Origin of the sequence: Sphingomonas sp. MMS24-J13 (assembly GCF_044905095.1) — a bacterium.
Classification (GTDB): Bacteria; Pseudomonadota; Alphaproteobacteria; order Sphingomonadales; family Sphingomonadaceae; genus Sphingomonas_I.
This window is the reverse complement of the sequence record NZ_CP173258.1, coordinates 2,053,001-2,075,000: the sequence shown is the minus strand read 5'-3', so window position 1 is coordinate 2,075,000 and position 22,000 is coordinate 2,053,001. Positions and strand designations below refer to the sequence as shown.

Here is a 22,000-nt window from a genome sequence, read left to right as displayed (position 1 = left end):
TACCGGATGAGTTGTGTTTAGGGGTGAAAGGCCAATCAAGCCGGGAAATAGCTGGTTCTCCGCGAAAACTATTGAGGTAGTGCCTCGAGTGAATACCGTTGGGGGTAGAGCACTGGATGGGCTAGGGGGTCGCGAGATCTACCAAACCTAACCAAACTCCGAATACCAACGAGTAATGCTCGGGAGACAGACGGCGGGTGCTAAGGTCCGTCGTCAAGAGGGAAACAGCCCTGACCTACAGCTAAGGTCCCCAAGTCACGTCTAAGTGGGAAAGCATGTGGGAATCCCAAAACAACCAGGAGGTTGGCTTAGAAGCAGCCATCCTTTAAAGAAAGCGTAACAGCTCACTGGTCTAAACAAGGGTTCCTGCGGCGAAGATGTAACGGGGCTCAAGACGTGCACCGAAGCTTAGGGTGTGGATTTATCCACGCGGTAGCGGAGCGTTCCGTAAGCCTGTGAAGCGATCTGGTAATGGGTCGTGGAGGTATCGGAAGTGCGAATGCAGACATGAGTAGCGATAAACAGGGTGAGATGCCCTGTCGCCGAAAGACCAAGGGTTCCTGCGCAAGGCTAATCCGCGCAGGGTGAGCCGGCCCCTAAGACGAGCCCGAAGGGGGTAGTCGATGGGAACCACGTTAATATTCGTGGGCCTGGTGGTGTGTGACGGATCATGTGTGTTGTCACTCCTTAACGGATTGGAGTGGCTTCGAAATGGTTCCAGGAAATAGCCCCACCGTATAGACCGTACCCGAAACCGACACAGGTGGTCAGGTAGAGTATACCAAGGCGCTTGAGAGAAGTCTCCTGAAGGAACTCGGCAAATTGCCTCCGTACCTTCGGAAGAAGGAGGCCCCATCTATGCGCAAGCACTGATGGGGGGCACAGGCCAGGGGGTAGCGACTGTTTAGCAAAAACACAGGGCTCTGCTAAGTCGGCTTCAAGACGACGTATAGGGTCTGACGCCTGCCCGGTGCTGGAAGGTTAAGTGGAGGGGTGCAAGCTCCGAAATGAAGCCCCAGTAAACGGCGGCCGTAACTATAACGGTCCTAAGGTAGCGAAATTCCTTGTCGGGTAAGTTCCGACCTGCACGAATGGCGTAACGACTTCCCCACTGTCTCCAGGAGATGCTCAGCGAAATTGAATTCCCCGTGAAGATGCGGGGTTCCCGCGGTTAGACGGAAAGACCCCGTGCACCTTTACTGCAGCTTCAGAGTGGCATTAGGAAAGAACTGTGTAGCATAGGTGGGAGGCTTTGAAGCTTGGGCGCCAGCCTGAGTGGAGCCATAGGTGAAATACCACCCTGTTGTTTTCTGATGTCTAACCTCGATCCATGAAACTGGATCAGGGACCCTCTGTGGCGGGTAGTTTGACTGGGGCGGTCGCCTCCCAAAGAGTAACGGAGGCGCGCGAAGGTTGGCTCAGGCCGGTTGGAAACCGGCTGTTAGAGTGCAATGGCATAAGCCAGCCTGACTGCGAGACTGACAAGTCGAGCAGAGACGAAAGTCGGTCATAGTGATCCGGTGGTCCCTCGTGGAAGGGCCATCGCTCAACGGATAAAAGGTACGCCGGGGATAACAGGCTGATAACCCCCAAGAGCTCATATCGACGGGGTTGTTTGGCACCTCGATGTCGGCTCATCACATCCTGGGGCTGGAGCAGGTCCCAAGGGTTTGGCTGTTCGCCAATTAAAGTGGTACGTGAGCTGGGTTCAGAACGTCGCGAGACAGTTTGGTCCCTATCTGCCGTGGGCGTCGATATTTGAGAGGACTTGTCCCTAGTACGAGAGGACCGGGATGAACATACCTCTGGTGCACCTGTCGTTCTGCCAAGAGCGCAGCAGGGTAGCTATGTATGGAAGGGATAACCGCTGAAAGCATCTAAGCGGGAAGCCTCCCTCGAGATAAGATATCTTAGAGCGGTCGAAGACCACGACCTTGATAGATCGGATGTGGAAGTGGGGTAACCCATGGAGCTAACCGATACTAATTGCTCTATTCGCGCTTGAGAGTTCCACCATCAATGACAAGGCTGAAAAGCCATCGTTGATCTGGTTCACTCACATAGTGGTGCACGCATCGATTTTGACCCAAATATCTGTTGTACACTGGCCCCATAGCTTGGTGGTCATAGCGTCTGTGACCCACCCGATCCCATCCCGAACTCGGCCGTGAAACCAGACTGCGCCAATGGTACTATCGCTTAAGCGATGGAAGAGTAGGTCGCCGCCAGGCTTTGAAGCCAGTGCCCAACAGATCCAGAACCCATCCACATGTCATGCAAACCCGCTCGCGGGTCGCAGCACCCCCGCCAACGGGCCCCGTCGAAGTGTCACTTCAATGGGAACCCAACCGCGGGGGCGTTCGCGTCTCCGGCAAACACCCTGGCGCGGGGTGGAGCAGCCCGGTAGCTCGTCAGGCTCATAACCTGAAGGTCACAGGTTCAAATCCTGTCCCCGCAACCACCGTTATAGAACTACATACGCCGCCCTTCGGGGCGGCGTTGTCGTTTGTGGCCCAGATGAGTAGGTCAGCCACCTTTGCCACCACCTCAGCCTCCGCTCCGTGATCGGCCGCCGGGTAGATCGTCACGCTCTCAATCAGTGTCGCCAAGACCGCCGCTGCCTCCGTCCGCACCGAATCATCGTCCAACGAGACACGCAGCGCTTCGACCTTGCGCGTAAACCGTTCTAGAAGGACTGGGTGAGGGAGGACTTCGGCCATCGTCTTCGGTTTCCCTAGGAATGCCAAGCGGGCCTCGAGCTGTGCTTTCTCGGCCTCGCGCTCCAGCAGCATGGTCATCAGCGTGGGGCTGAACTGGACTGTTAGGTTCTGCGACAGCGTTGCGAGCTCGCTCTCGACCTGGCGAAGCCGCGCCTCGGCCAGCTCGTCGTGACGCTCGTCGCTCTTGGCCAGACGGGCTGCCTCGCGGCGGAACTCCTCCACGAACAGCTTCGCATGCTCCTCCGTTAGAAGGTGGCTCTGTAGGGTCGCAAGCGTAGCGACCTCGAGCGGACCCTTGCGCACGGACAGCTTGTTGCCGCAGGTGCCGCGCTCCTTCTCACCGGCGCAGCGATAGTAGTCCTTACCGGAGATGGTGTAATTTGACCCGCACGTGCTGCACCGGATGAGGCCGGACAGCAGATGCTTGGCGCGACGGCTCGCGACCGAAGTGGCCGCTAGTGGCGCTCGCTTTCGCCGCTCGAGTTCCGCTCGTGTGGCACTCCACAAGGCGTCGTCGACGAGCAAGCGACCCGCCCTGCATCAACAGTTGCACGGGAGACGAAGACCGGTTGAGAAACATGGCCGCTCCCCCGCCGTGTGCGCTCGACGAGGCTCCACGCAGCCTCTCGCCAAACCTACGATGCGATGCCCTCCCTATACTATCGTGCAGGGCCTCTCGATTGGAGAGCCGGGCTAGTGATCACACATCATTCGTGACCAACGAGGAAACGAGATGTCTAATTGTAGCTATAGCGCGGCAGAGCCTCGGATCGCAGTGGCGGGCGCAACAGGGCGGGTTGGAGCTGCCTTGTTGGCCGCTCTCGCGGAAGATCCTGTGAGCGTCGTTGCGCTCTCACGAACAGCGAGTTCGGAACGGCTGCCTTTGGGAACGCAGATCGCCAAGGTCGATTTTGATGAGCGCGCTACCCTGACAGAAGCTCTCAAGGGGGCAGACAGGTTGTTTCTTGCGCATGGCACGTCCGACCAGCAGGTCAAGAATGAGACAGCGATGATCGATGCCGCAGTTGCGGCCGGAGTTACGCATATCGTCAAGTTATCAGCGATGGGGCCGCCGACCCGGCTTCATCCCTTCGACTGGCACATGAAAATCGAAGCACATCTGGCGAACTGCAATGTCGGCTACACGGTTCTGCGTCCAAGCTGTTTCATGGACGTTCTCGCTCGGGCCAAGGCGCCCGTCGCTAGCGGCACCTGGGGCGGAACGGCCGAAGACGGCCGTGTTAACCTCATCGACACGCGCGACATTGCGGACGTGGCCCGCGCTGTGTTGCTCGACGACGACTTCCCCGACGCGCAGCGAGCTTACCACCTGACCGGACCTGGCACCGTGAGCATGCCCGAGATTGCCGATGAACTATGCCGGCTTCTGGGCCGTGTTGTCGTTTACGCCCGCCGCTCTCGCGAGGAGCATCGCGCGGTGCTCGTCTCGTCGGGCGTCAGTGAGATGGTCGCCGACCTACTGCTCGGACTTGATCGCATCTTTCGGGAAAGCGCCCTCGCCGAGACGACGACGACGGTGAGCGACCTAACGGGCAAGAAGCCTCGCTCGGTCGTGGACTGGCTCCTCGACAACCGGGACGCCTTTGGGCCGGCGACGCAGACGGCCACGGCCTGACCCTGTTCCAGCGAATTAGGAAACCGATCGTGAGCATCAACAGGATTGACATCGCGTTCAGAGCCGACGGAAATATCTCGATCGGCGGGTGGCTCTTTCTCCCCGAAGGTCCAGCACCGCACCCGGCGGTCACGATGTGCGCAGGTTTCGGCGGCACCATCCACCATGGTCTCGAGCCTTTCGCCGTCGCCTTCGCCGAGGCTGGGTTCGCGACTTTGTTGCACGATCATCGCGGCTTCGGACGCAGTGAAGGACAGCCGCGCCAAGACGTCGATCCCTGGCGGCAGATCGCCGACTGGCGACGCGCCATATCCTACCTGGAGGGCCGGCCGGAGGTTGATGCGAAGCGCATCGGACTCTGGGGAACCAGCTACTCTGGCGGACACGCGCTGATGCTTGGCGCAAGCGATCGCAAACTCAAGGCAATTGTTGCCCAGGTACCGACGATCAGTGGCTACGAGCAGGGCCTGCGCCGGATTCCCGCGGATCAGTTCGCCGCAGTCGACGAGGCGTTAGCGCAGGACGATCGCAACCAGCTCGACGGCGAACCCGGCTATCAGGCGCTGGTCGGCGCCGATCCCGCCGTGCCGGCGGCATACCGCTCGCGGGACGCGATCGACTTCATGCTACGGCCCGTTCCTGAGGGCGCCTGGGAAAACACAGTCACGCTGCGGTCGTCGCGGCTGGCGCGCATGTACGAGCCCGGCGCCTTCGTCGCTCGTGTATCGCCAACGCCCCTCATGTTCATCGTCGCGCGCGATGATGGATCGACGCCGACCGATCTGGCGCTCGCGGCTTACCAGTGCGCACTAGAGCCCAAGCGCCTCGTTCTCCTGCCCGGCGTCCACTACGATATCTACATTGCTCAGCGACCTGCGGCCATTGCCGCGGCCGTGGAGTGGTTTCGCGAGCATCTCTGACCGAAGCAAGACGACAATGATCGAGGCCGTCCCGAGCTCAGCTCGGAACGGCGCTGGTCATATGAAGCGGGCCAGCGCCACAAAGGGCGTGCCATTGGGCAAGCAGAGCCTGAGCTAAATCGTGGCAAGAAGCGTTCGTTCTCGAAGCCGTTCTTTAGCGGGGGATGACTGCTTGCTCGTCCCCAACTTGCGTTCCTACTTGCCTTTGAAGGTGAATTGCGGCCGACCATTGCCTTTTGCGATTGCATCGACTGCTGCGGGAATTGCCATGCGGGCGTCCGCGCTTTCGAAAAGGGGCATAGCTATGTCCATAAGCGCTTGGTCCGCCACAGTCGTGCCGCCTGACAACCATGCCCGCAGCAATGCTTTATGAGCGGCATGCGCCAGCGTCGGGCCGGCGGCAGCTTTGGCGGCGAACGCCATACCCCCTGCCATAAGCTCAGCATCGGGGAGTACGCGGTTGATCACGCCGTGGCGGGCCATTTCCTCCGCAGGCACTTGTTCCGAGGTGAGAGCCCATTCGAAGGCTTTTGATCGCCCGGCTCGCTCTGCGATACGGTAGATCCCGCCAAGCAGCGTGACGATGGCAATGCTTTGTTCGGGGTGACCGAAACGTGCCGATTCCCCGGCAAAGACGACATCTGCCCGCAGTGCCAGTTCCAAGCCGCCTCCAAAGCATAGGCCTTGCACGAGCGCCACGGTCGGTATTGAGAGTCCCTCGAACCGGTTCCAGGCGGCGAGATACCGTTCGAACAGGGTGCGACGTTCGCGCTGGGTCATCGCAGGCCAGGTCTGAATGTCGCCACCAAAGGAAAAATCTGCGCCCTCGGCACGCAGAACGAGCGCACGTGCTTCGCTCGAACTGACGGAATCAAGCGCCATGTCGAATTCGGCGAGCATCTCCGGTGAAAGTCGATTTTGCGGCGGGTTACGGAGCGTGATGATCGCCACCGCCTCCTCTTTGTCCAGGATGATTTGGGGCATGCAATTGGCTCCTCAGCGAAGATGTTCGGGGAAATATTCGGAGGGATAGACGGGACTGCTCAGCGGACCACCGCCCATCAACGCGATCAGTGAGTGACCTATGGGCGATCGTCATGGCGGAATGCTCCCCGCGTTCAGACCCCGCGATAGACGAGCGTCGTGAACAGCGCGGGGCTGATGATCGCCTGGCCCCATTTGGCGTCGAAGGCAGCGGTAGGATGGGCGGCGATGGTCTGCTCGAGCGTCTTTCCCTGCCGCTTCAGCGCCGCGACATTGTCCCGGATCGCCACCAGCATGTCGCGATATTCGATCAGCGCGGCACGATCGCCGACCGGGCCGTGGCCGGGCACTACGATCGAACCGCCATCCACCATGGCGATGTTCGCGTTCGCAGCCGCAATCATCCCGTCGATGCTGCCGCCTGCGACATAGTCGATGAACGGATACAGGCCGTTCCAGAACGTGTCGCCCGTCGCCAGAACATTGGCATTCCGGAAGAAGGCCGAAACGTCACCGTCGGTATGCGAAGGCACGTAGCGACGCAGACGGATCTGCTCGTCGCCGAACGCCATTGTCCGGTCACCATCGACGATCATTGCGATCCGGCCGTCCGCTGGCTCTGGCGTGAAGGTATGGCCCCATTCGACCACTCGCATCGTTTCGCCGAGATGTTTCGCGGTGTTCGCGCTACCGATCAGAATAGCGCCGGCTTGGTGCGTCCAGACATTGCCGTCGGCATGATCCCAGTGCCAGTGGGTGTTGACGACATAGCGAAGAGGGCCGGGGCCGATCCGTCGCAGCTCGGCACCGATCTTGTCCTGCGAGACGGCAATCCCGTCGTCCACCATGAAAATGCCCTCCGGCCCGCTCAGCGCGATCATGTTTCCGCCCGATCCTTCGAGCATCACCACTCCGTTGCGCAGCGGATGGAGCGTGACCGGGGATGTGGCGGCTGCCGCATTTATCTTGGCATAGGGCGTCTCCTGCGCCGCCGCCGGAGCGGCGAGCAGAATAAGGGGCAGGGCGCAGCGCAGCGGTCGGCTGGAGCCAAGATTCCAGTTCATAGGGCTTTCCTCGAATGGGGCCGCGCACGTTCGAACGGCGAGCGGCACCGGCGGCGATGGTGTTCTGGGCGGATCGAACGACGTTGCCCTACCAATCAAATCGCATGGCCACGGCGCTCGGTCAGCCAATACGATGGTAGGGCGGACATAGGACTTGGCATTAGGCCGGAGCCATCCGGTGACTGCTACCCCGCAACGTGACGTCCGATCTGCATGGGCTCGTTCAGCATCGCTGCGCTCCTCGTTGAAAGCGCTGCCAAGTCCTCACGCTGCGGCCCGGCGAAACTCAACGGCAGCCCAGCCGAGCCCTACCTTTGTCTGGGATCGCGCGGACGACCGTATGATGGCGATTGTGCTCTCGGGCGCCGAGAGTGGTTCGCAGGAGCCATGCTGCTTGCATGCTCGAAGGAGACCTAGCGATGACGACCCTGCAGCACGTCGAAACCCGTTTCGGCACGCTCGCTTATCGTGAAGAGGGTAACGGGCCTGGGCTTCCGCTCGTCCTGTGCCAGCGATTCCGCGGCACGCTGGATGATTGGGATCCCGACTTTCTTGCACCGCTCATGGCAAACCGGCGCATGATCCGGTTCGACAGTGCCGGCATCGGTGGCTCGCAGGGCGCAGTCCCGGACTCTTTGGACGGCATCGCTGAAGTCGCGATCGCGTTTCTCGACGCAATGAAGCTCGACAAGGTCGATCTGCTCGGCTGGTCGCTTGGCGGCTTCGTCGCCCAGCACGTTGCGCTGGCGGTCCCGAAGCGCATCCGCCGACTGATAATCGCCGGATCGGGGCCAGGCGGGCCGAGCGAAGGACCCGAGCCGCATCCGCGCGTACGCGAAGTGATGGCACATCCGCAGAATGGTGAGGAAGACTTCCTTTTCCTCTTCTACGCGGACAGCGACACGAGCCGGGCTGCCGGACGCGCCAATCTCGCGCGGCTCACGGCGGTCCCGAACCGCGTCCCCGACGTGACCGCCGCCGGCTTTATGAGCCAGCTCAAGGCAATCGGCACGGCCAAGGGCGTGCGCGACCGGCTGGCAGAACTTTCGATGCCGGTGCTGGTCGCGAACGGCGCGCACGACGTGATGATCCCCGCCTATCGGTCATACATCATCTCGCAGGAAGCGCCCGACGCGAAGCTGATCCTCTACCCCGACGCGGGCCACGCCTTCCTGTTTCAATATCCGCAAGAATTCGCCGCCGAAGTCTCGCGATTCCTCGCGGACTGAGCCCCGCCATGCAGGAGAAGACCATGGATCACCTCCCCCCATCGCCCAACCTGAACCGCCGCACGCTGCTCGCCGGTGTGGTCGCGGCCGGCGGGCTTTCGCTGGCGCTTTCGGGGTCGGGGAATGCCGCCACCATACTTGAGACCATGACCAAAGGAGACATTCGCATGGCTACCATCACGATGCGCGACGGCACCGAGATCTTTTACAAGGACTGGGGGCCCAAGGACGCGCAACCCATCATGTTCCACCACGGATGGCCGCTCAGCGCCGACGACTGGGACTCGCAGATGCTTTATTTCCTCGGCCAGGGCTTTCGCGTGATTGCACACGACCGCCGCGGCCACGGGCGCTCGACCCAGACCGACACCGGCAACGACATGGACACCTATGCCGCTGACGTCGCGGCGCTGACCGATCATCTCGACCTGAAGGGCGCGGTTCATATCGGCCATTCGACCGGCGGTGGCGAAGTCACGCGCTACGTGGCCAAGGCCAAGCGCGGACGCGTGGCAAAAGCGGTGCTGATCAGCGCGATCCCGCCCGTGATGGTCAAATCCGCCAGCAACCCTGGCGGCACGCCAATGGCGGTGTTCGACGGCTTCCGCAAAGCGCTCGCAGCGAACCGCGCGACATTCTACCACGACGTCGCCAGCGGGCCCTTTTACGGCTTCAACCGGGCGGGTGTCGCGACGATCGAGCCGATCGTCTCCAATTGGGTGCGGCAGGGCATGATGGGTGGCGCCAAGGCGCATTACGACTGCATAGAGGTGTTCAGCGAAACCGACTTCACGAACGATCTGAAAGCGATCGATCTTCCAGTGCTGGTGATGCATGGCGGCGACGACCAGGTGGTTCCGATCGGTGCTTCCGCGGAGCTTTCGTCGAAGCTGCTGCGTAATGGCGAGCTAAAGATCTACCCCGGCTGGCCACACGGGATGTTCGTCACCCACGCCGACGTCATCAATCCCGATCTGCTGGCGTTCATCCGCGCTTGACCGCAGGAGGATCGCCCCTCCTCCTCCTCCTGCAAGCAGGCCGAAGCCTTCCGGAGCCCAAAGGCGCTGGGAGGCTTCGTGCGGTCAGCTCGGACAATTCTAGAGAGCGAGGAGTTCGACCTTGCGGATCATGTCGGCGACTGAGACTGACTTCAATTTCCGGCCCGCGCTCGATCGATGCATCTTTACGGTGATTTCCGTGATCCCCAGTTCATAGGCGATCTGCTTGCTGAGCAAGCCGCGTGCGACACCACGCAGCACTTCGATCTCGCGCGGAGTAAGGCTTTGCGCAAGCATGCGGACGCCATCGCTCTCGCGTGCGGCTGCGCGGCGCTCGACGTCGTGGCGCAGCGCATTCGAAACTGCGTCGATCAATTCCTGCTCACGGAAGGGCTTGGGCAGAAAATCGAGCGCGCCCGCCTTCATCGCGCGTACCGATGTTGGTACGTCGGCATGGCCGGTGATGAAGATGATCGGAATACGGATGCCTGCGGCGGCCAGTTGCGCCTGGAGCTCGAGGCCGCTTGATCCGGGTAGGCGCAGGTCTAGCACCAGGCAGCTCGGGCGATCGGGCGCTCTGGCGTGGAGGTATTCAGCGGTTGAACCGAAGCCTACCGCTTCAATGCCGACCGACGCGAACATGTCGCTGATGCTGTTGCGCACGTCCGCATCGTCATCGACCACCAGCACCAGGGGCTTTTCGGCATCGCCAATGATCGGCGCCGTGCTGGCCAGCTTTCGATTTTCCAGCATCGCCTCGCGATCCCCCACCCGGCCCTATTACAAGTGCCATATTATACGTTTCTGCGGTCATTCGACCAGCCGCAATCGGCGTCGCGCGCCCATACTTGGGTATGGGGCGGCGCTTCTGCGCTCGCTAAGCCAAGGCTAAAGGATCATGAGGAACCTGCACAGGACCGACGACCCGCAACGACGGTTGGCAGCTCTGGCGAAAGGGTGATCGGTCGAGTGGGCGAGGTGTAGGAGCCGTATGACTGAATTGAGTGCCGCCCCACCGCGAATTGCGATCGTCGACGATGACGAGGACGTCCGCACCGCGCTGGAAGCACTGGTGTCGAGCGTAGGCTACATCGCAGAAGCGTTCGAGAACGGCGACACGCTGCTCGGATCCGAGCGCTTGGCCAGCTTCTCCTGCGTGGTAACCGACCTTCAGATGCCGGGCATAAACGGGCTCACGCTCGCGCGCGCGATCCGGCGGGATCATGCGATGCCGATTATTCTGATCACAGCTTTTCCCGCGCCCGGGCTGAAGCAGCAGGCAGCGGCAGCTGGCGTTTCATTCTTGCTGCGAAAACCCTTCGATCCGTCCGCACTGCTCGAAGAGCTGGATAAGCTCTTGCGGTGACGTGACTATACGCGGGTAGGGCTGGGATTCTCCTACGTACTGCGGGACGATGGCGCATTCCTCCCAACAGGTGCGACACATGACATCGAACCCCAACGATGAGGCCCCCGCGCGTTCCCCGGCACCCCCAGAGGATGACGCCGACGCGCGGCTTGACGAAGCGCTCGACGAGAGCTTTCCGGCGAGCGATCCCTCCCGAGATCGATCCGCCGGATGCCCGTTGGCGGCGGGCCGGCCCACACCCAAGTATGCACCCGCCCAGACCTGAGAACGCTGGTTGAGACCCGGGCGCGGTCACATCTTGCAACTGCTCTGATGATCGCGGCGACACACGCCGGATCGGAGCCGCTGCGGGAGCAACGCGCTGATGGCCGACCTGTTCGATCCCGACATGGCAAGCTTCGTCGATATCGACGGTCTTGCGATCCGCGTCGTGCGCGACGGCCAGGATCGTGGCAATCTGCCAATACTCCTGACCAGCCCCTATCCCGAAAGCGTCGCCGCCTTTCATGCGATCTGGCCGCAGCTTGTGGGCTTCGGCCGGCTGATCGCGGTTGACCTGCCCGGTTTCGGTCGGTCGGAGGGACGGCGCGACCTGATGTCGCCGGTGGCGATGGGCAGCTTCTTCCCCCGGTTGATGGACGCGCTCGGGCTGGACCGGGTCCATGCCATCGCCCCGGATGTCGGCACGCTCGCCGCGCTGTTTGCGGCGGCCGATCATCCCCAGCGGTTCGAAAGCATCGTCGCGGGCAGCGGCGGTGCGGCGATGGATCTGCTGGGGGATTCACTGCGCCAGATCGTCGAGAGCATCCCCGACGACTATGCCGGTGCCGACGGCGGCAAGCAGGTGGTGGCGCTGATCCGCCAGATGGCGCGGATTACGCCGCCGGAGTCCGCGATCGAGGATTATCGCCGCGGCTCGGCGGGATCGCGATGGAACGAGGCGGCCGACTTCGTGCGCGCCTATCCGAGCGACCTGCCGCGCCTCGCGGAACTTCTCCCATCCATCCAGGTGCCGGTGCTGATTCTCTCGGGACGCGACGACCCGCTCGTGCCGTCCTCGAACGGCGACTTCCTTCGGCACGGGCTGCCAAAGGCAGTCGCGGAGGTACTCGATGCCGGGCACTTCGTCTGGGAAGACGCACCTGAGCGCTACGGCGCGCTGGTCCGCGCCTGGATCGATGGCGGCTATCGGCGTGCGGGCGCCGACGCTCGCTGAATTCGCCCCCTCACTACAGCACTAGCGCCGGCACGGCGCCCACGATTTCATGGAGAAGACAATGGATGTTTTGGCGAAACGCATCATCGACGCCCACGGGGGGATCGATCACTGGCGCAGCTTCAAGACGGTCACCGCGCATTTGGTCCAGGGCGGCGCGCTCTGGGGACTGAAGGGCAAGGCCGGCGTGCTCGACGACACCAACGTGACGGTCGATCTGCGCCGCGAACATGCGTCGCACGCGCCGTTTGGCGATGCTGCTCGAAAATCCTCGTTCACGCCCGATCTGGTCGAGTTACAGAACGGGAAGGGCGATACGATCGAAGCGCTTCCCCAACCCCGCGCTTCCTTCGCTGGGCACACGCTCGAAACGCCGTGGAACGACCTGCAACTCGCTTATTTCGCGGGCATAGCGATGTGGACCTATCTCACCATGCCGTTCCTGCTGGCAGAAGACGGCGTCGAATCCGCGGCACTCGGCACGTGGCGGGAGAAGGACGAGACCTGGCAACGGCTGCAGGTGCGCTTCCCGGCAAACATCGCCACGCACAGCACCGAACAGACGCTCTATGTCGGCGACGACGGACTGCTCCGGCGCCACGATTATGATGTGGAGATCGCCGGCAATACGCCCGGCGCGCACTACGTCTCCGGCTATCGCGAGGTGCAGGGGATCCTGTTTCCAACGAAGCGCCGCATCTATCCGCGCCAGCCGGACGGGCAATCCTTGGCCGAGCCGCTCGTCGTGTCGATAGACCTCGATCACATCACGCTCGGCTGAACCCGCGACCATCGAAACCACGGAGCTCGTAATGACGGACCAACCGACCCACGTCCACGACAGCCTGGGCGCACCGACAATGTTCGTCGAAGCGGCAAATGGCATCCGCTACGCCTATCGGCGGTTCGGGGCGGCGGGTATGACGCCGTTGGTGATGCTGCCCCGCTTTCGCGGCGATCTCGAAAGCTGGGATCCGGCGTTGTTCGCGCTTCTGGCGGAAACACGCGAGATCATCCTGTTCGACAATCGAGGGGTCAGCGCTACAAGCGGGACGACGCCGTCCACGGTCGCCGAAATGGCGCGCGACGCATTAGCCTTCTTCGATTCGATGGAGCTCGAGCAGATCGATCTACTCGGCTTCTCGCTGGGTGGGTTCGTGGCGCAGGACATTGCGCTCATCCGGCCCGATCTGGTCCGCCGGTTGATCCTCGCCGCCACGGCACCGCGCGGCGGGCCGGACATGCACGGCTGGCGCAAGGACATCGCTGACGCGGTGCGCAAGGATGAGCCCGGGCCGGCCGAACTGCTCTACACCTTCTTCAAGGCCACCGATGCCAGCCAGGCCGCGGGCGGGGCCTATCTCCGCCGGTTCATGGCACGAAGCCTGGATCGCGACAGCGCCAGCTCGCTGGCGACCCGCGATGCCCACTACGACGCCGTCTGCGAATGGGGCACGCCCGACCACGGCGCGCTGCAGCGGTTGCGCGGCATTCGTCAGCCCACCTTTGTGGCGAACGGCGATGCCGATGCCATGATCCCGCCGCGCCTGTCGCACCTGCTCGGCGGCCTGATCCCGGACGCGACGGTCAAGATCTATCCCGACGCAGGCCATGGTTTCCTGTTCCAGCACCACACCGAATTCGGAGCGGATGTGAACGCGTTTCTCGACCGCTGACATCGCGTCCTCTCCCGGCAGGAAATCCGCAATATGGCGAACAAGGTTCTGATTGAACGCGTTACGCACGCAAGGCAGCGTCGCGCGCTGGGGCCTGGCGTGTCGAATCGGATGTTGGTCACTCACGACGATCTTCGCCAGCAGTCACCCTTCATCTTGCTGGTCGAGGACTTCATCGAACCGCAAGGCGACTTCCACGAACACCCGCATCGCGGCCTCGAGACCGTGACCTTCATCCTCGCCGGAGCGCTCGAACATGGCGATCATCTGGGCTCGAGCGGGGTGCTGCAGTCGGGCGACGTGCAGTGGATGACGGCGGGAAGCGGGATCATCCACGGCGGCAGACCCGCTGAAGGGTCCACCGTCCATGGCCTGCAACTTTGGGTCAACCTGCCCAATGCGCTTCGCAAGGCGCCGCCCGGCACGCGGGTACAGCGCCGCGATACGGCGATTGTCGAGCGGACGCAGGGCGCCACGGCCCGCACCTATGGCAAGGACGGCGCGCCGCCGTGGAGCCGCACGCCGATGACGCTCACCGACATCGATCTCGCGGCGGGAGGTCGATACGATCTCAAGCTGGCGGCGGGGCATCGCACCTTCGTCTGCGTGATCGACGGCAATCCGAGCGTGGACGGCGCGCCATACAGGTCTGGTGACATTCTATGGCCCGCCGTCGGTGCGACCGAAGCGCTTGTATCGATCGCCGGCAATGGCCCCGCCCGGCTGGTCGCGTATAGCGGCGTGCCGATCGACGAGGCGGTGTTCGCCGGCGGCCCGTTCGTGGCCGGCAGCGAAGCCGAGTTGCATCGCGACTTTGCCGATCTGCGTTCGGGCGACATCGTCAGTCGTTAGGCAAAAGACGCACCCCCTACCGTGGTTGGATATGGCGCGCTGACCGACTGTGGCATCCGGATCGTTCAAGCGAACCGAGCATCTGGTTCGAGACGATCAAGGTTGGCGCCGCCGCGAAACGGAGGTCGGCTTTACGCTAGGGCTGGACGATGTTGGCTGATGCTCTTGGTTTCGAACCCACACCGCGCTCGCGGCGACGGCGCGTTCGGTCGATATTTTGGTGGAGCGCTGCGCTCATTTACTGCAGCGGCGCGGTCTATCTGTTTGTCCAACATAGTGCGACTGCAACGTTCGCGCTCTATGCCGGCGGGGCCACCGCGCTGGTCGCGATAGGGCGCAGGGTGCGCCGCGATCGTATGGCACTTCGCGCCGAGCGAGATCAATTTGTCCGGCTGCTGAAAGCGGCGCCCCAGATATACTGGGTGGCCGGTCCCGACGGCGAGATCCGTTATCTGAGCGACCGGTTCACCGAGCTCACAGGGATGGACGCAAAACGCGCGGTGCACGACAAGCGCTGGAAAGAGACCGTGTTTCCAGAAGACTTGCCCTCGCTGGAGGGGTTGTGGCTGAATGCCCGCGCCGGCGCGACCGATACCCGAAGCTATTTCCGCATGCGGTGTCACGACGGCAGCTATCGGTGGATGCATTCGGTCGGCAGGCCGATCCTTTCGGCAGAGCATGGCGGGATTACGCACTGGGTCGGCGGTCTGTCCGAAGTCGATCCGGAATTGCGCGCGAAACATTCCGCCGAAGCAGCGAACCGCGATCTGAAAACCAAGATTGCAGCAGAGGGCGAGGAATTGGCTCGGGTTCGCTGGCGCTTCCGCTCGCTGTTTCATGATCGAAACATCGGCGTGATCGAAATCGATCTGGGGGAGGTGCAGCGGCGGCTCGATGCGCTTCGTGCGTCCGGAGTCGAAACCCTGCCCGACTATCTCGACGCCCATCCGGAGATTCTGTCGTCCCTGATTGCGGTCGCGCGCACCGTCGAGGTCAACCCCACGCTGGTCACGATGCTTGGCTTTGACGACGACGGCAGGTATCTGTTGGCCAACGCGCCGGCGAACAACCGGACCGGCGCAAACCTTCCGATCCGATCCATCATCGAAGCGCTGTTTGTCGGAGTCCACAAACTCAGCGGCGTGGCCCATCTCTCCAAGCCAAACGGAGAGCGTCTGGTCGTTGCTTATGGGGTAAACATATCTCCCGACTTCACCTCTTACTCGACCCTGGTTGACATCACCGAGCAGGAAGAAGGGGCCGAGATGCGCCTTGCCGCGCAGGAGCAACTCGCTCGAGTTAGAAAGGCGACCACGCTGGGGGCGCTTTCGCTTTCGATCGCGCACGAGCTCAATCAGCCGCTCACGTCGATGCGGATCGAATTAGGATCGCTCCAACGAAGCGCCGATGCGCTCGCGCATAGCGATCCGTTTCGCGACGGTCTCGACCGCATGGCGCGCCAATGTGAGCGACTGGGCAATGTCGTGCAGCGAGCGCGGGACCGCGTGCTCGACCAGCGGCAGGCGATCGAGCCCATCAGCCTCGTCGCAATCGCGCGCCAAGTGCCCATTCTTCTCGAACGCGAACTGCACAGCGATGCCGTCGAACTCAGCCTGGACCTGCCGCCGACGGTACCGACCATCCGCGCGGACGCGATCGAACTGCAGCAGGTGTTCGCCAATCTCGTCCTGAACGCCATTGAAGCGCTGCGGGCCAAGGCTGCGGACATCCGCACGGTCTGCATCACGGTCGAGCATCGTGCGGCGCGGCTGTATGTGCGCGTGGAGGACAACGGACCCGGCATCGACGAGGCGCATCTCAAATCGCTGTTCGAGCCATTCTTTACGACCAAGGCTCGAGGCATCGGCATGGGCCTTCAGGTCTGCCGCGCGGTCATCGAGTCACTGGGCGGGGACCTTCAGGCGCGCAACTGCTCGGGCGGCGGAGCGCTGTTCGAATTCAGCCTCCCGATCCAGTGATTTGAGCGCCAAAATCCATATTACGTCCGTAATGCAATTTTGCTACGTTCGTCGGCAGCTCCGCATAGAAAGCGAGGGAAGCCACATGAAGTGGATCGAGATTCGCGCCGGAACGCAGTCTTGTATGGCTTGCCAGTCTTGCGTTGCCGCCGGGAAGATCAGGTGATCGGCGTGCTTCCTCCCACCTTCTGGCGACTGACGGCCGGCGCATTGATGGTGTCGGTCTTCGCGGCAGACAGCATCCCGGGGTTCAACGCCACGGTATCGATCCTCAATCTCGTCGTGCTCGCCGTCGTCGCGCAGGGGCGGCGGGCGAAGGATATTGGAATCGCCGCGGCTGCCTGTGTCTTGCTGGCGGGGCTTGGTTGGGTGCTCGCCCATGCAGGCGCGCCGACCCCCGAGAGCCTGTTGCGCCTAGCGTTCGTCGTGATCGCCATTCTGGCCACGGCCTTGCTGCTGATCCATCGCCAGCAGCTGCGGGACCTGCACCGTCAGCTCGAGGAAAGCCGCCGGGAGTTGCTGACCTTCACTGACGCGGTTCCCTACATCATGTGGCGTGGCTCACGCGACGGTCGGCTCGATTTCCTCAATCACCGATATACCGAGATCACGGGCCATGACGCCAACACTGCGCTTACGGAAGGCAGTTGGCGGCAATGGATTCATCCCGAGGACTTGGAAGAATACCTCGCCCGCCGGGACGAGGCGATCTCCACCGGGATTGAAATGCGCGCACAGTTCCGGCTGCGGCATTCCAGCGGAGAATATCGCTGGATGTCGCTGATCGGCCGCGTCGTGACTCCTTCTGAACCCGGTGTGGCGGAACGCTGGTACGGCGGCGTTTCCGACGTTCATGACGAAGTGACCGCCCAGCGGATGGTGCGCGACCTGATGGCGACGCTCGAACAACGGGTCGAGGAGCGAACCGAGGAGCTCCTGAAGAGCCAGGAGCGGTTTTCGACGCTCTGGCAGATCAGCAACATCACATTTGCCGAGCAGGATTTTAGTGAGGCGATGGTGATTCTTGACCAGTTGAAGGCCCAAGGCGTCACCGACCTGGCCGGTTATTTCGCCGACCATCCCGACGTTCTCGCCCAATGCATCGCTGGCGTCCGCACGCTGCGCATAAATCCGGCGACCGCCCGGCTGCTAGGCTATGACTCGATGGAAGAGTTGGTCGCGCAGCCGACCGCGGAGACGTCCGAGGACATCGAAGCGGTCATGCTGAAGCAGCTGGAACTGCCGTTTTACGGTCGCGACGAAACCGAAGGCTACACAGTCCTGATCGGGAAGAACGGCCGACGCGTCCCGATCTTCTACACCGTCCACCGCCTTCCCGACGGCAGTCAGCTCTCGAGCCTGCTCGATCTTACCGGGCAGCATCGCGCCGAGGAAGTGCGGCTGGCCGCGCAGGAGGAGCTGGCGCGGGCGAACCGCATCGCCACGGTCGGCGCCTTCTCGGCGTCAGTCGCGCACGAACTCAACCAGCCGATTGCCTCGATGATCATGGACGCGCAAACCGCCTTGCGCTTCATGGTGCGCGAAGAGGCCGACATTGCAAGCGCCTCACGCATCGTCGAGCGCATTGTCCGGTCGGCTGACCGCATTGCCGGCATCGTCACCCGCATTCGCGAAAGTATCTCGGGTCGCGAACGCAGCCTGACGCGTGTCAATCTGTGCCAGCTGGCACACGATACCGCGGAGCTGCTCCAGCGCGACATTAGACAGTCCGACGCGGCTCTGGAGGTCAGTTGCGACGCCGGCACACCTTTGGTGAGCGCCGATCCGGTAGAGCTTCAGCAGGTTCTGGTGAACCTGATCCTCAACGCCTCCGAAGCGATGGCGGATCATGAAGGCGAGCGCCGCATTCGTGTGAAGGTCGCACACGTTGACGACGGTGTTACTGTGTCGGTGTCCGACACCGGTCGCGGGTTCGAACCCGAGGTCCTCGACAGGCTGTTCGAACCCTTTTTCACAACCAAGCCCAATGGTGTGGGTATGGGACTTCAGATCTGCAGATCGGCAGTCGAAAACCTCGGCGGCGAACTCCAGGCGCGCAACGCGGACGAGTGCGGCGCCGAGTTCATCTTCACGCTACCTGTCCTCGATCAAGAGATGGCTGCGGCTTGAAGCGACGGCGCTCCGGCCTTGCTCGATTACGGGCGTAATATTACACTCGGGCGGCAGCGTGGTCAGCCAAGTCGGTAAACCCGAGGAAAGGTGAAGCGAGACCATGCGCTATGGAACCGACCGCAAGGAAGATTCGCGGCGGCAGATCGTGGAACTCGCATCCGAGCGACTTCGTCGGGATGGCATAGCCGGGGTAGGGCTCCGCACGATCATGACCGACGCCGGGCTGACGCACGGCGCCTTCTATGCCCATTTCAAGTCCCGCACCGAACTCGTCGCCGAAGCCCTGCGCTTTGCGCTTGATCAAACGCGCGAGCGCTTGGAACGCGTTGCCGCACAAGCAGAGCCGGACGATCGGCTCCGGGCATTCGTGACCTTCTATTTGCGGCAGGACCATCGCGCGCGCGCCGGAACAGGCTGCGCCACCGCCGCGCTAGCGCCCGAAATCGCCCGGCTGGATGCGTCGATCCAGAGGATCTTCGCGGAAGGCCTTACCGCGCTGGCCGCAAGCGTGGCCGGCTTTCTCCCCGAAGGCGGGACGCCGGAGGAACGGCTGTCGCGCGGCCTCGCGATCCTCGCTGGACTGATGGGCACGCTGCAACTGGCAAGGGCACTTCCCGACGGTTCGCCGTCGGATGCGCTCCTCGAAAGCGGCCGCGCCAGTGCGATTGCCGCCGCGACCGCGCCTTGGCCAAGCTCTCGATAGCTGCAAACCGCCTCCGTCGCTTCATTTCTCCAAGGCGTCGAAGGCATCCATCGCACGCGTCGAATACACCAGCGCAGCGCCCGCATTCAGGCTAATCGCGACGCCCAGCGCTTCGACGATCTCTTCCTTGGTCGCCCCCTTTCCAGCGGCCGCCTTGGTGTGCACAGTGATGCACCCATCGCAGCGCAGGGTCACAGCGCAGGCGAGTGCGATCAATTCGCGGGTCTTGCCGTCCAAATGCCCGGTCTTGTCGCCAGCTCCTCCCAGCATCGCATACCCGCGGGTGGTGTCGGGTGATAGTTTTCCGATGCCGCCGACCCCCGCGAGCACCTGTTCGCGATAGCCGTTCCAGTCCATCATATGCATGTCGCTTTTCCTTCAGGATGCGCGCGCCGGCGCCATGCCGACCCGCCGATACAGCAGGCTCGACACCAGCCAGGCCGCCGCGAACGCGCCGATGATGCCGAAGCCGAGCAGGTTGAAGCTTTCGTTGATGCCGCGCGCCACCTCGGCCAAAGGGCCGGACAGCCCCAGCAGCCGCGTGGCCAGGACGGCCAGTTCAACGCTGCCGATGAATAGCGCCAGCGCGATCGACATCAGCGTGATCGTCATATTGTAGTAGAGCTTGCGCAGCGGATTGATGACGGCCCAGCGATAGGCCCCGACCATCAGCACGCCGTCGGCGGTGTCGATCAATGCCATGCCGGCAGCGAACAATAGCGGAAAGACGAGCGCCGCTGCGAGCGGCACGCCCTGCGCGACCTGCGTCGCCGACAGGCCGAACAACGCGACTTCGGTGGCGGTGTCGAAGCTCAGACCAAAAAGAAAGCCGAGCGGTGCCATGTGCCACGGTCGCGTGATCGCGCCGAACAGTGGACGGAAAAACCGAGACAAGGGCCCCCGGCCGGCGAACAACAAGTCGAGTGCGCCATCGTCGATCGACTCCCCCGCGCGTACGCGCCGCATGGCGCCGATCGTCGCATTCAGGATCGCAAGGTTCATAGCAGCGACGGTCAGCAGGAACAGCGCCGATACGGCGATGCTGAGGGTCCCGCCCAGATCGCGCAAAGCCTCGAACGTCTGGAGCCGTTGCGCTGCGTTGACGACCGCCACCGTGACGAGGATCACGACGCTGGCATGGCCGATCGCGAACCAGAACCCGGTCGACAGCGGGCGCTGCTTCTGGTGCATCAGCTTGCGCGTCACATTGTCGATCGCGGCGATATGATCTGCATCGACCGCATGGCGAAGCCCGAGGCCATAGACGACCAACGCGATGCCCAGCAGCGCGGGACGATCGTGGAACATCGCCAGCGCCCAGGCCCATCCACCGAGGTTGAGGATGGCGAGTCCGCCCGCCAGCAAGGCGAGATCGCGGCGCCCATGCGCATCACCCGGCAGCAGCGCCATCATGCTGATCCGCATGTCACGCGCTTCCGGCAGCCGCAGCGGCGAGCGCATGCAGCAGCCGGTGCATCGCCGCCAGCGCGGGCAACCCGGGAACGAGCCCGTGGCGCCGCGCGATCCAGGCGGGATCGTTATAGCCGATCCTAACCTTTCCCTCCGCTTCCCAGACGAGCAGCTTGAGCGGCAGATCGATGCCGATGCCCGGCGCCATTTGCATCAGCGGAGTGCCGGCGCGGGGATCGCCGAAGAGCAGCAATAGCATCGGACCGAGCGAAAGCCCGACCTGCGCGGCGAGCCCGCCATGATCGATCCGCGCCATCGGTTCGATCGCGTGCTCGGCCAGCGCGAGATCGAGCCGCGCGACGGTCGAAAGGAACGACGCGGTGCCCTCGACGACAACGAAGCCTAGGACGGTCATTGCGAGACACTTCGCTGCGGAAAGACCAAGTACACGAGCCAGAACGCCACGAGTGCGCCAAGCAATTCCGCCAGGATGAAAGCGGGTGCCGCGCCCGCCGCCAGCGCTACGGGCCCGGCGCTCGCAAGCGTGCCCACCACCACCGCCGGGTTCGCGTAGGATGCCGTGGGGGTCGCGACGATCGCTGCGATCAGCCACGCGCCGACGGCGAACGGCCCGGCATTTGTGCGCCGGCCGCGCGCGCATCCGAAGACGATCAGCATCAAACCCGCGCTCGCCACCGCTTCGCTGGCGAACCCGCCCCAGCCGCCGTGCCCGGCCGTTCCTGGCGATGCGCGCCATAAGGCCGCGGCGAGAAGCCCGCCTGCCAAAGCTCCGGCGATCTGTGCACAGACATAGGCGATCATACAGCCGCGCGGACGCTCGCCGGCGAGCCACTGGAGTATCGTGATCAGCGGATTGAAATGGCCGCCCGACACCGGTCCGAAGGCGACGATCAGCGCCACCAGCGCGCCGGCGATGCTGAGCGCGGTCAGCGGAGGGACGAAACCCGGTTCGGCAAAGTCGTGCGCCGCCGCCAGCCCGCCGCCACATGCGGCGAGCACGAGCAGCAGCGTGCCCAACCCCTCGGCCAGCGCGCGCCGATGCAGCGCGAGCAACGGATCGGCCTCATGGAAACACGTTGGCTGCGCCATC

General features: G+C 63.0%; 20 protein-coding genes, 1 tRNA gene and 2 rRNA genes (1 of these 23 only partly in view). 15 read left to right on the top strand and 8 right to left on the bottom strand.

Features of this window, described 5'->3' with window-relative positions; all coding sequences use genetic code 11:
• The 3 genes from AB4Z44_RS09730 to AB4Z44_RS09720 all read left to right on the top strand — a co-directional run.
• A 23S ribosomal RNA gene (locus AB4Z44_RS09730) occupies positions 1–2,006 on the top strand (it extends 800 nt beyond the left edge of the window).
• Positions 2,007–2,116: 110 nt separating this feature from the next.
• Positions 2,117–2,231, top strand: a 5S ribosomal RNA gene (gene rrf, locus AB4Z44_RS09725).
• 153 nt (positions 2,232–2,384) lie between these two features.
• Positions 2,385–2,461: transfer RNA gene (locus tag AB4Z44_RS09720), tRNA-Met, on the top strand.
• Here AB4Z44_RS09720 and AB4Z44_RS09715 read toward each other — a convergent pair.
• Positions 2,418–3,227 (bottom strand): recombinase zinc beta ribbon domain-containing protein, encoded by an 810-nt coding sequence (locus tag AB4Z44_RS09715; protein WP_404714205.1) that lies wholly within the window; start codon positions 3,225–3,227, stop codon positions 2,418–2,420. The two genes, AB4Z44_RS09720 and AB4Z44_RS09715, sit on opposite strands and share 44 nt — an antisense overlap.
• A 304-nt stretch (positions 3,228–3,531) precedes the next feature.
• Between AB4Z44_RS09715 and AB4Z44_RS09710 the strand changes: the two genes are divergently transcribed.
• Together AB4Z44_RS09710 and AB4Z44_RS09705 are read left to right on the top strand one after the other, a co-directional pair.
• The gene (locus AB4Z44_RS09710; protein ID WP_404713837.1) at positions 3,532–4,356 is read left to right on the top strand and encodes an NmrA family NAD(P)-binding protein; all 825 of its coding nucleotides are present in this window, start codon (positions 3,532–3,534) and stop codon (positions 4,354–4,356) included.
• 29 nt (positions 4,357–4,385) lie between these two features.
• A complete protein-coding gene (locus AB4Z44_RS09705) occupies positions 4,386–5,276 on the top strand; it encodes an alpha/beta hydrolase (RefSeq protein ID WP_404713836.1) in 891 nt (296 codons plus the stop codon).
• A gap of 195 nt (positions 5,277–5,471) precedes the next feature.
• Here AB4Z44_RS09705 and AB4Z44_RS09700 read toward each other — a convergent pair whose 3' ends face one another.
• A complete protein-coding gene (locus AB4Z44_RS09700) occupies positions 5,472–6,260 on the bottom strand; it encodes an enoyl-CoA hydratase/isomerase family protein (RefSeq protein WP_404713835.1) in 789 nt (262 codons plus the stop codon).
• A 134-nt stretch (positions 6,261–6,394) separates the two neighbouring features.
• Positions 6,395–7,324: an MBL fold metallo-hydrolase gene (locus AB4Z44_RS09695; RefSeq protein WP_404713834.1), complete on the bottom strand. Its 930-nt coding sequence runs from the start codon at positions 7,322–7,324 to the stop codon at positions 6,395–6,397.
• Between the two features lie 419 nt (positions 7,325–7,743).
• Here AB4Z44_RS09695 and AB4Z44_RS09690 point away from each other — a divergent pair, with 419 nt between their 5' ends.
• Together AB4Z44_RS09690 and AB4Z44_RS09685 are read left to right on the top strand one after the other, a co-directional pair.
• The gene (locus tag AB4Z44_RS09690; RefSeq protein ID WP_404713833.1) at positions 7,744–8,553 is read left to right on the top strand and encodes an alpha/beta fold hydrolase; all 810 of its coding nucleotides are present in this window, start codon (positions 7,744–7,746) and stop codon (positions 8,551–8,553) included.
• 167 nt (positions 8,554–8,720) lie between these two features.
• Entirely contained in the window at positions 8,721–9,551 is an 831-nt protein-coding gene (locus tag AB4Z44_RS09685) for an alpha/beta fold hydrolase (RefSeq protein WP_404714204.1), read from the top strand.
• 99 nt (positions 9,552–9,650) lie between these two features.
• Here the strand turns inward: AB4Z44_RS09685 and AB4Z44_RS09680 are convergent, their stop codons facing one another.
• Complete coding sequence (locus tag AB4Z44_RS09680) at positions 9,651–10,304, bottom strand: response regulator transcription factor (RefSeq protein ID WP_404713832.1); 654 nt, start codon at positions 10,302–10,304, stop codon at positions 9,651–9,653.
• A 238-nt stretch (positions 10,305–10,542) separates the two neighbouring features.
• On the opposite strand from AB4Z44_RS09680, the gene AB4Z44_RS09675 reads away from it, so the two are divergent.
• The 8 genes from AB4Z44_RS09675 to AB4Z44_RS09640 all read left to right on the top strand — a co-directional run bounded on the left by AB4Z44_RS09675 (position 10,543) and on the right by AB4Z44_RS09640 (position 19,479).
• Positions 10,543–10,917 carry a response regulator gene (locus AB4Z44_RS09675; RefSeq protein ID WP_404713831.1) on the top strand — a complete coding sequence of 125 codons (375 nt, stop codon included), beginning with the start codon at positions 10,543–10,545 and terminating at the stop codon, positions 10,915–10,917.
• A 367-nt stretch (positions 10,918–11,284) separates the two neighbouring features.
• On the top strand, positions 11,285–12,136 hold the full coding sequence (locus AB4Z44_RS09670; protein WP_404713830.1) for an alpha/beta fold hydrolase: 852 nt from the start codon (positions 11,285–11,287) through the stop codon (positions 12,134–12,136).
• Between the two features lie 61 nt (positions 12,137–12,197).
• Positions 12,198–12,917, top strand: coding sequence for a hypothetical protein (locus tag AB4Z44_RS09665; protein ID WP_404713829.1), 720 nt, complete (start codon positions 12,198–12,200; stop codon positions 12,915–12,917).
• A 31-nt stretch (positions 12,918–12,948) separates the two neighbouring features.
• A complete protein-coding gene (locus AB4Z44_RS09660; RefSeq protein ID WP_404713828.1) occupies positions 12,949–13,812 on the top strand; it encodes an alpha/beta fold hydrolase in 864 nt (287 codons plus the stop codon).
• 99 nt (positions 13,813–13,911) lie between these two features.
• Complete coding sequence (locus AB4Z44_RS09655) at positions 13,912–14,664, top strand: pirin family protein (RefSeq protein WP_404713827.1); 753 nt, start codon at positions 13,912–13,914, stop codon at positions 14,662–14,664.
• 149 nt (positions 14,665–14,813) lie between these two features.
• Positions 14,814–16,643: an ATP-binding protein gene (locus AB4Z44_RS09650; RefSeq protein WP_404713826.1), complete on the top strand. Its 1,830-nt coding sequence runs from the start codon at positions 14,814–14,816 to the stop codon at positions 16,641–16,643.
• A gap of 162 nt (positions 16,644–16,805) precedes the next feature.
• Positions 16,806–18,773: an ATP-binding protein gene (locus AB4Z44_RS09645; RefSeq protein ID WP_404713825.1), complete on the top strand. Its 1,968-nt coding sequence runs from the start codon at positions 16,806–16,808 to the stop codon at positions 18,771–18,773.
• 103 nt (positions 18,774–18,876) lie between these two features.
• Complete coding sequence (locus AB4Z44_RS09640; protein ID WP_404713824.1) at positions 18,877–19,479, top strand: TetR/AcrR family transcriptional regulator; 603 nt, start codon at positions 18,877–18,879, stop codon at positions 19,477–19,479.
• 21 nt (positions 19,480–19,500) lie between these two features.
• Here the strand turns inward: AB4Z44_RS09640 and AB4Z44_RS09635 are convergent, their stop codons facing one another.
• Genes AB4Z44_RS09635 through AB4Z44_RS09620 form a run of 4 tightly spaced genes read right to left on the bottom strand, consistent with a single transcriptional unit; the run spans position 19,501 to position 21,999 of the window.
• Positions 19,501–19,845 carry a carboxymuconolactone decarboxylase family protein gene (locus tag AB4Z44_RS09635; protein WP_404713823.1) on the bottom strand — a complete coding sequence of 115 codons (345 nt, stop codon included), beginning with the start codon at positions 19,843–19,845 and terminating at the stop codon, positions 19,501–19,503.
• A 12-nt stretch (positions 19,846–19,857) separates the two neighbouring features.
• Entirely contained in the window at positions 19,858–20,940 is a 1,083-nt protein-coding gene (locus tag AB4Z44_RS09630; protein ID WP_404713822.1) for a HoxN/HupN/NixA family nickel/cobalt transporter, read from the bottom strand.
• On the bottom strand, positions 20,906–21,304 hold the full coding sequence (locus AB4Z44_RS09625; RefSeq protein ID WP_404713821.1) for a DUF302 domain-containing protein: 399 nt from the start codon (positions 21,302–21,304) through the stop codon (positions 20,906–20,908). Before AB4Z44_RS09625 ends, AB4Z44_RS09630 begins: the two co-directional genes overlap by 35 nt.
• Positions 21,301–21,999: an aquaporin gene (locus tag AB4Z44_RS09620; protein WP_404713820.1), complete on the bottom strand. Its 699-nt coding sequence runs from the start codon at positions 21,997–21,999 to the stop codon at positions 21,301–21,303. Before AB4Z44_RS09620 ends, AB4Z44_RS09625 begins: the two co-directional genes overlap by 4 nt.
• Position 22,000: the final 1 nt, after the last annotated feature.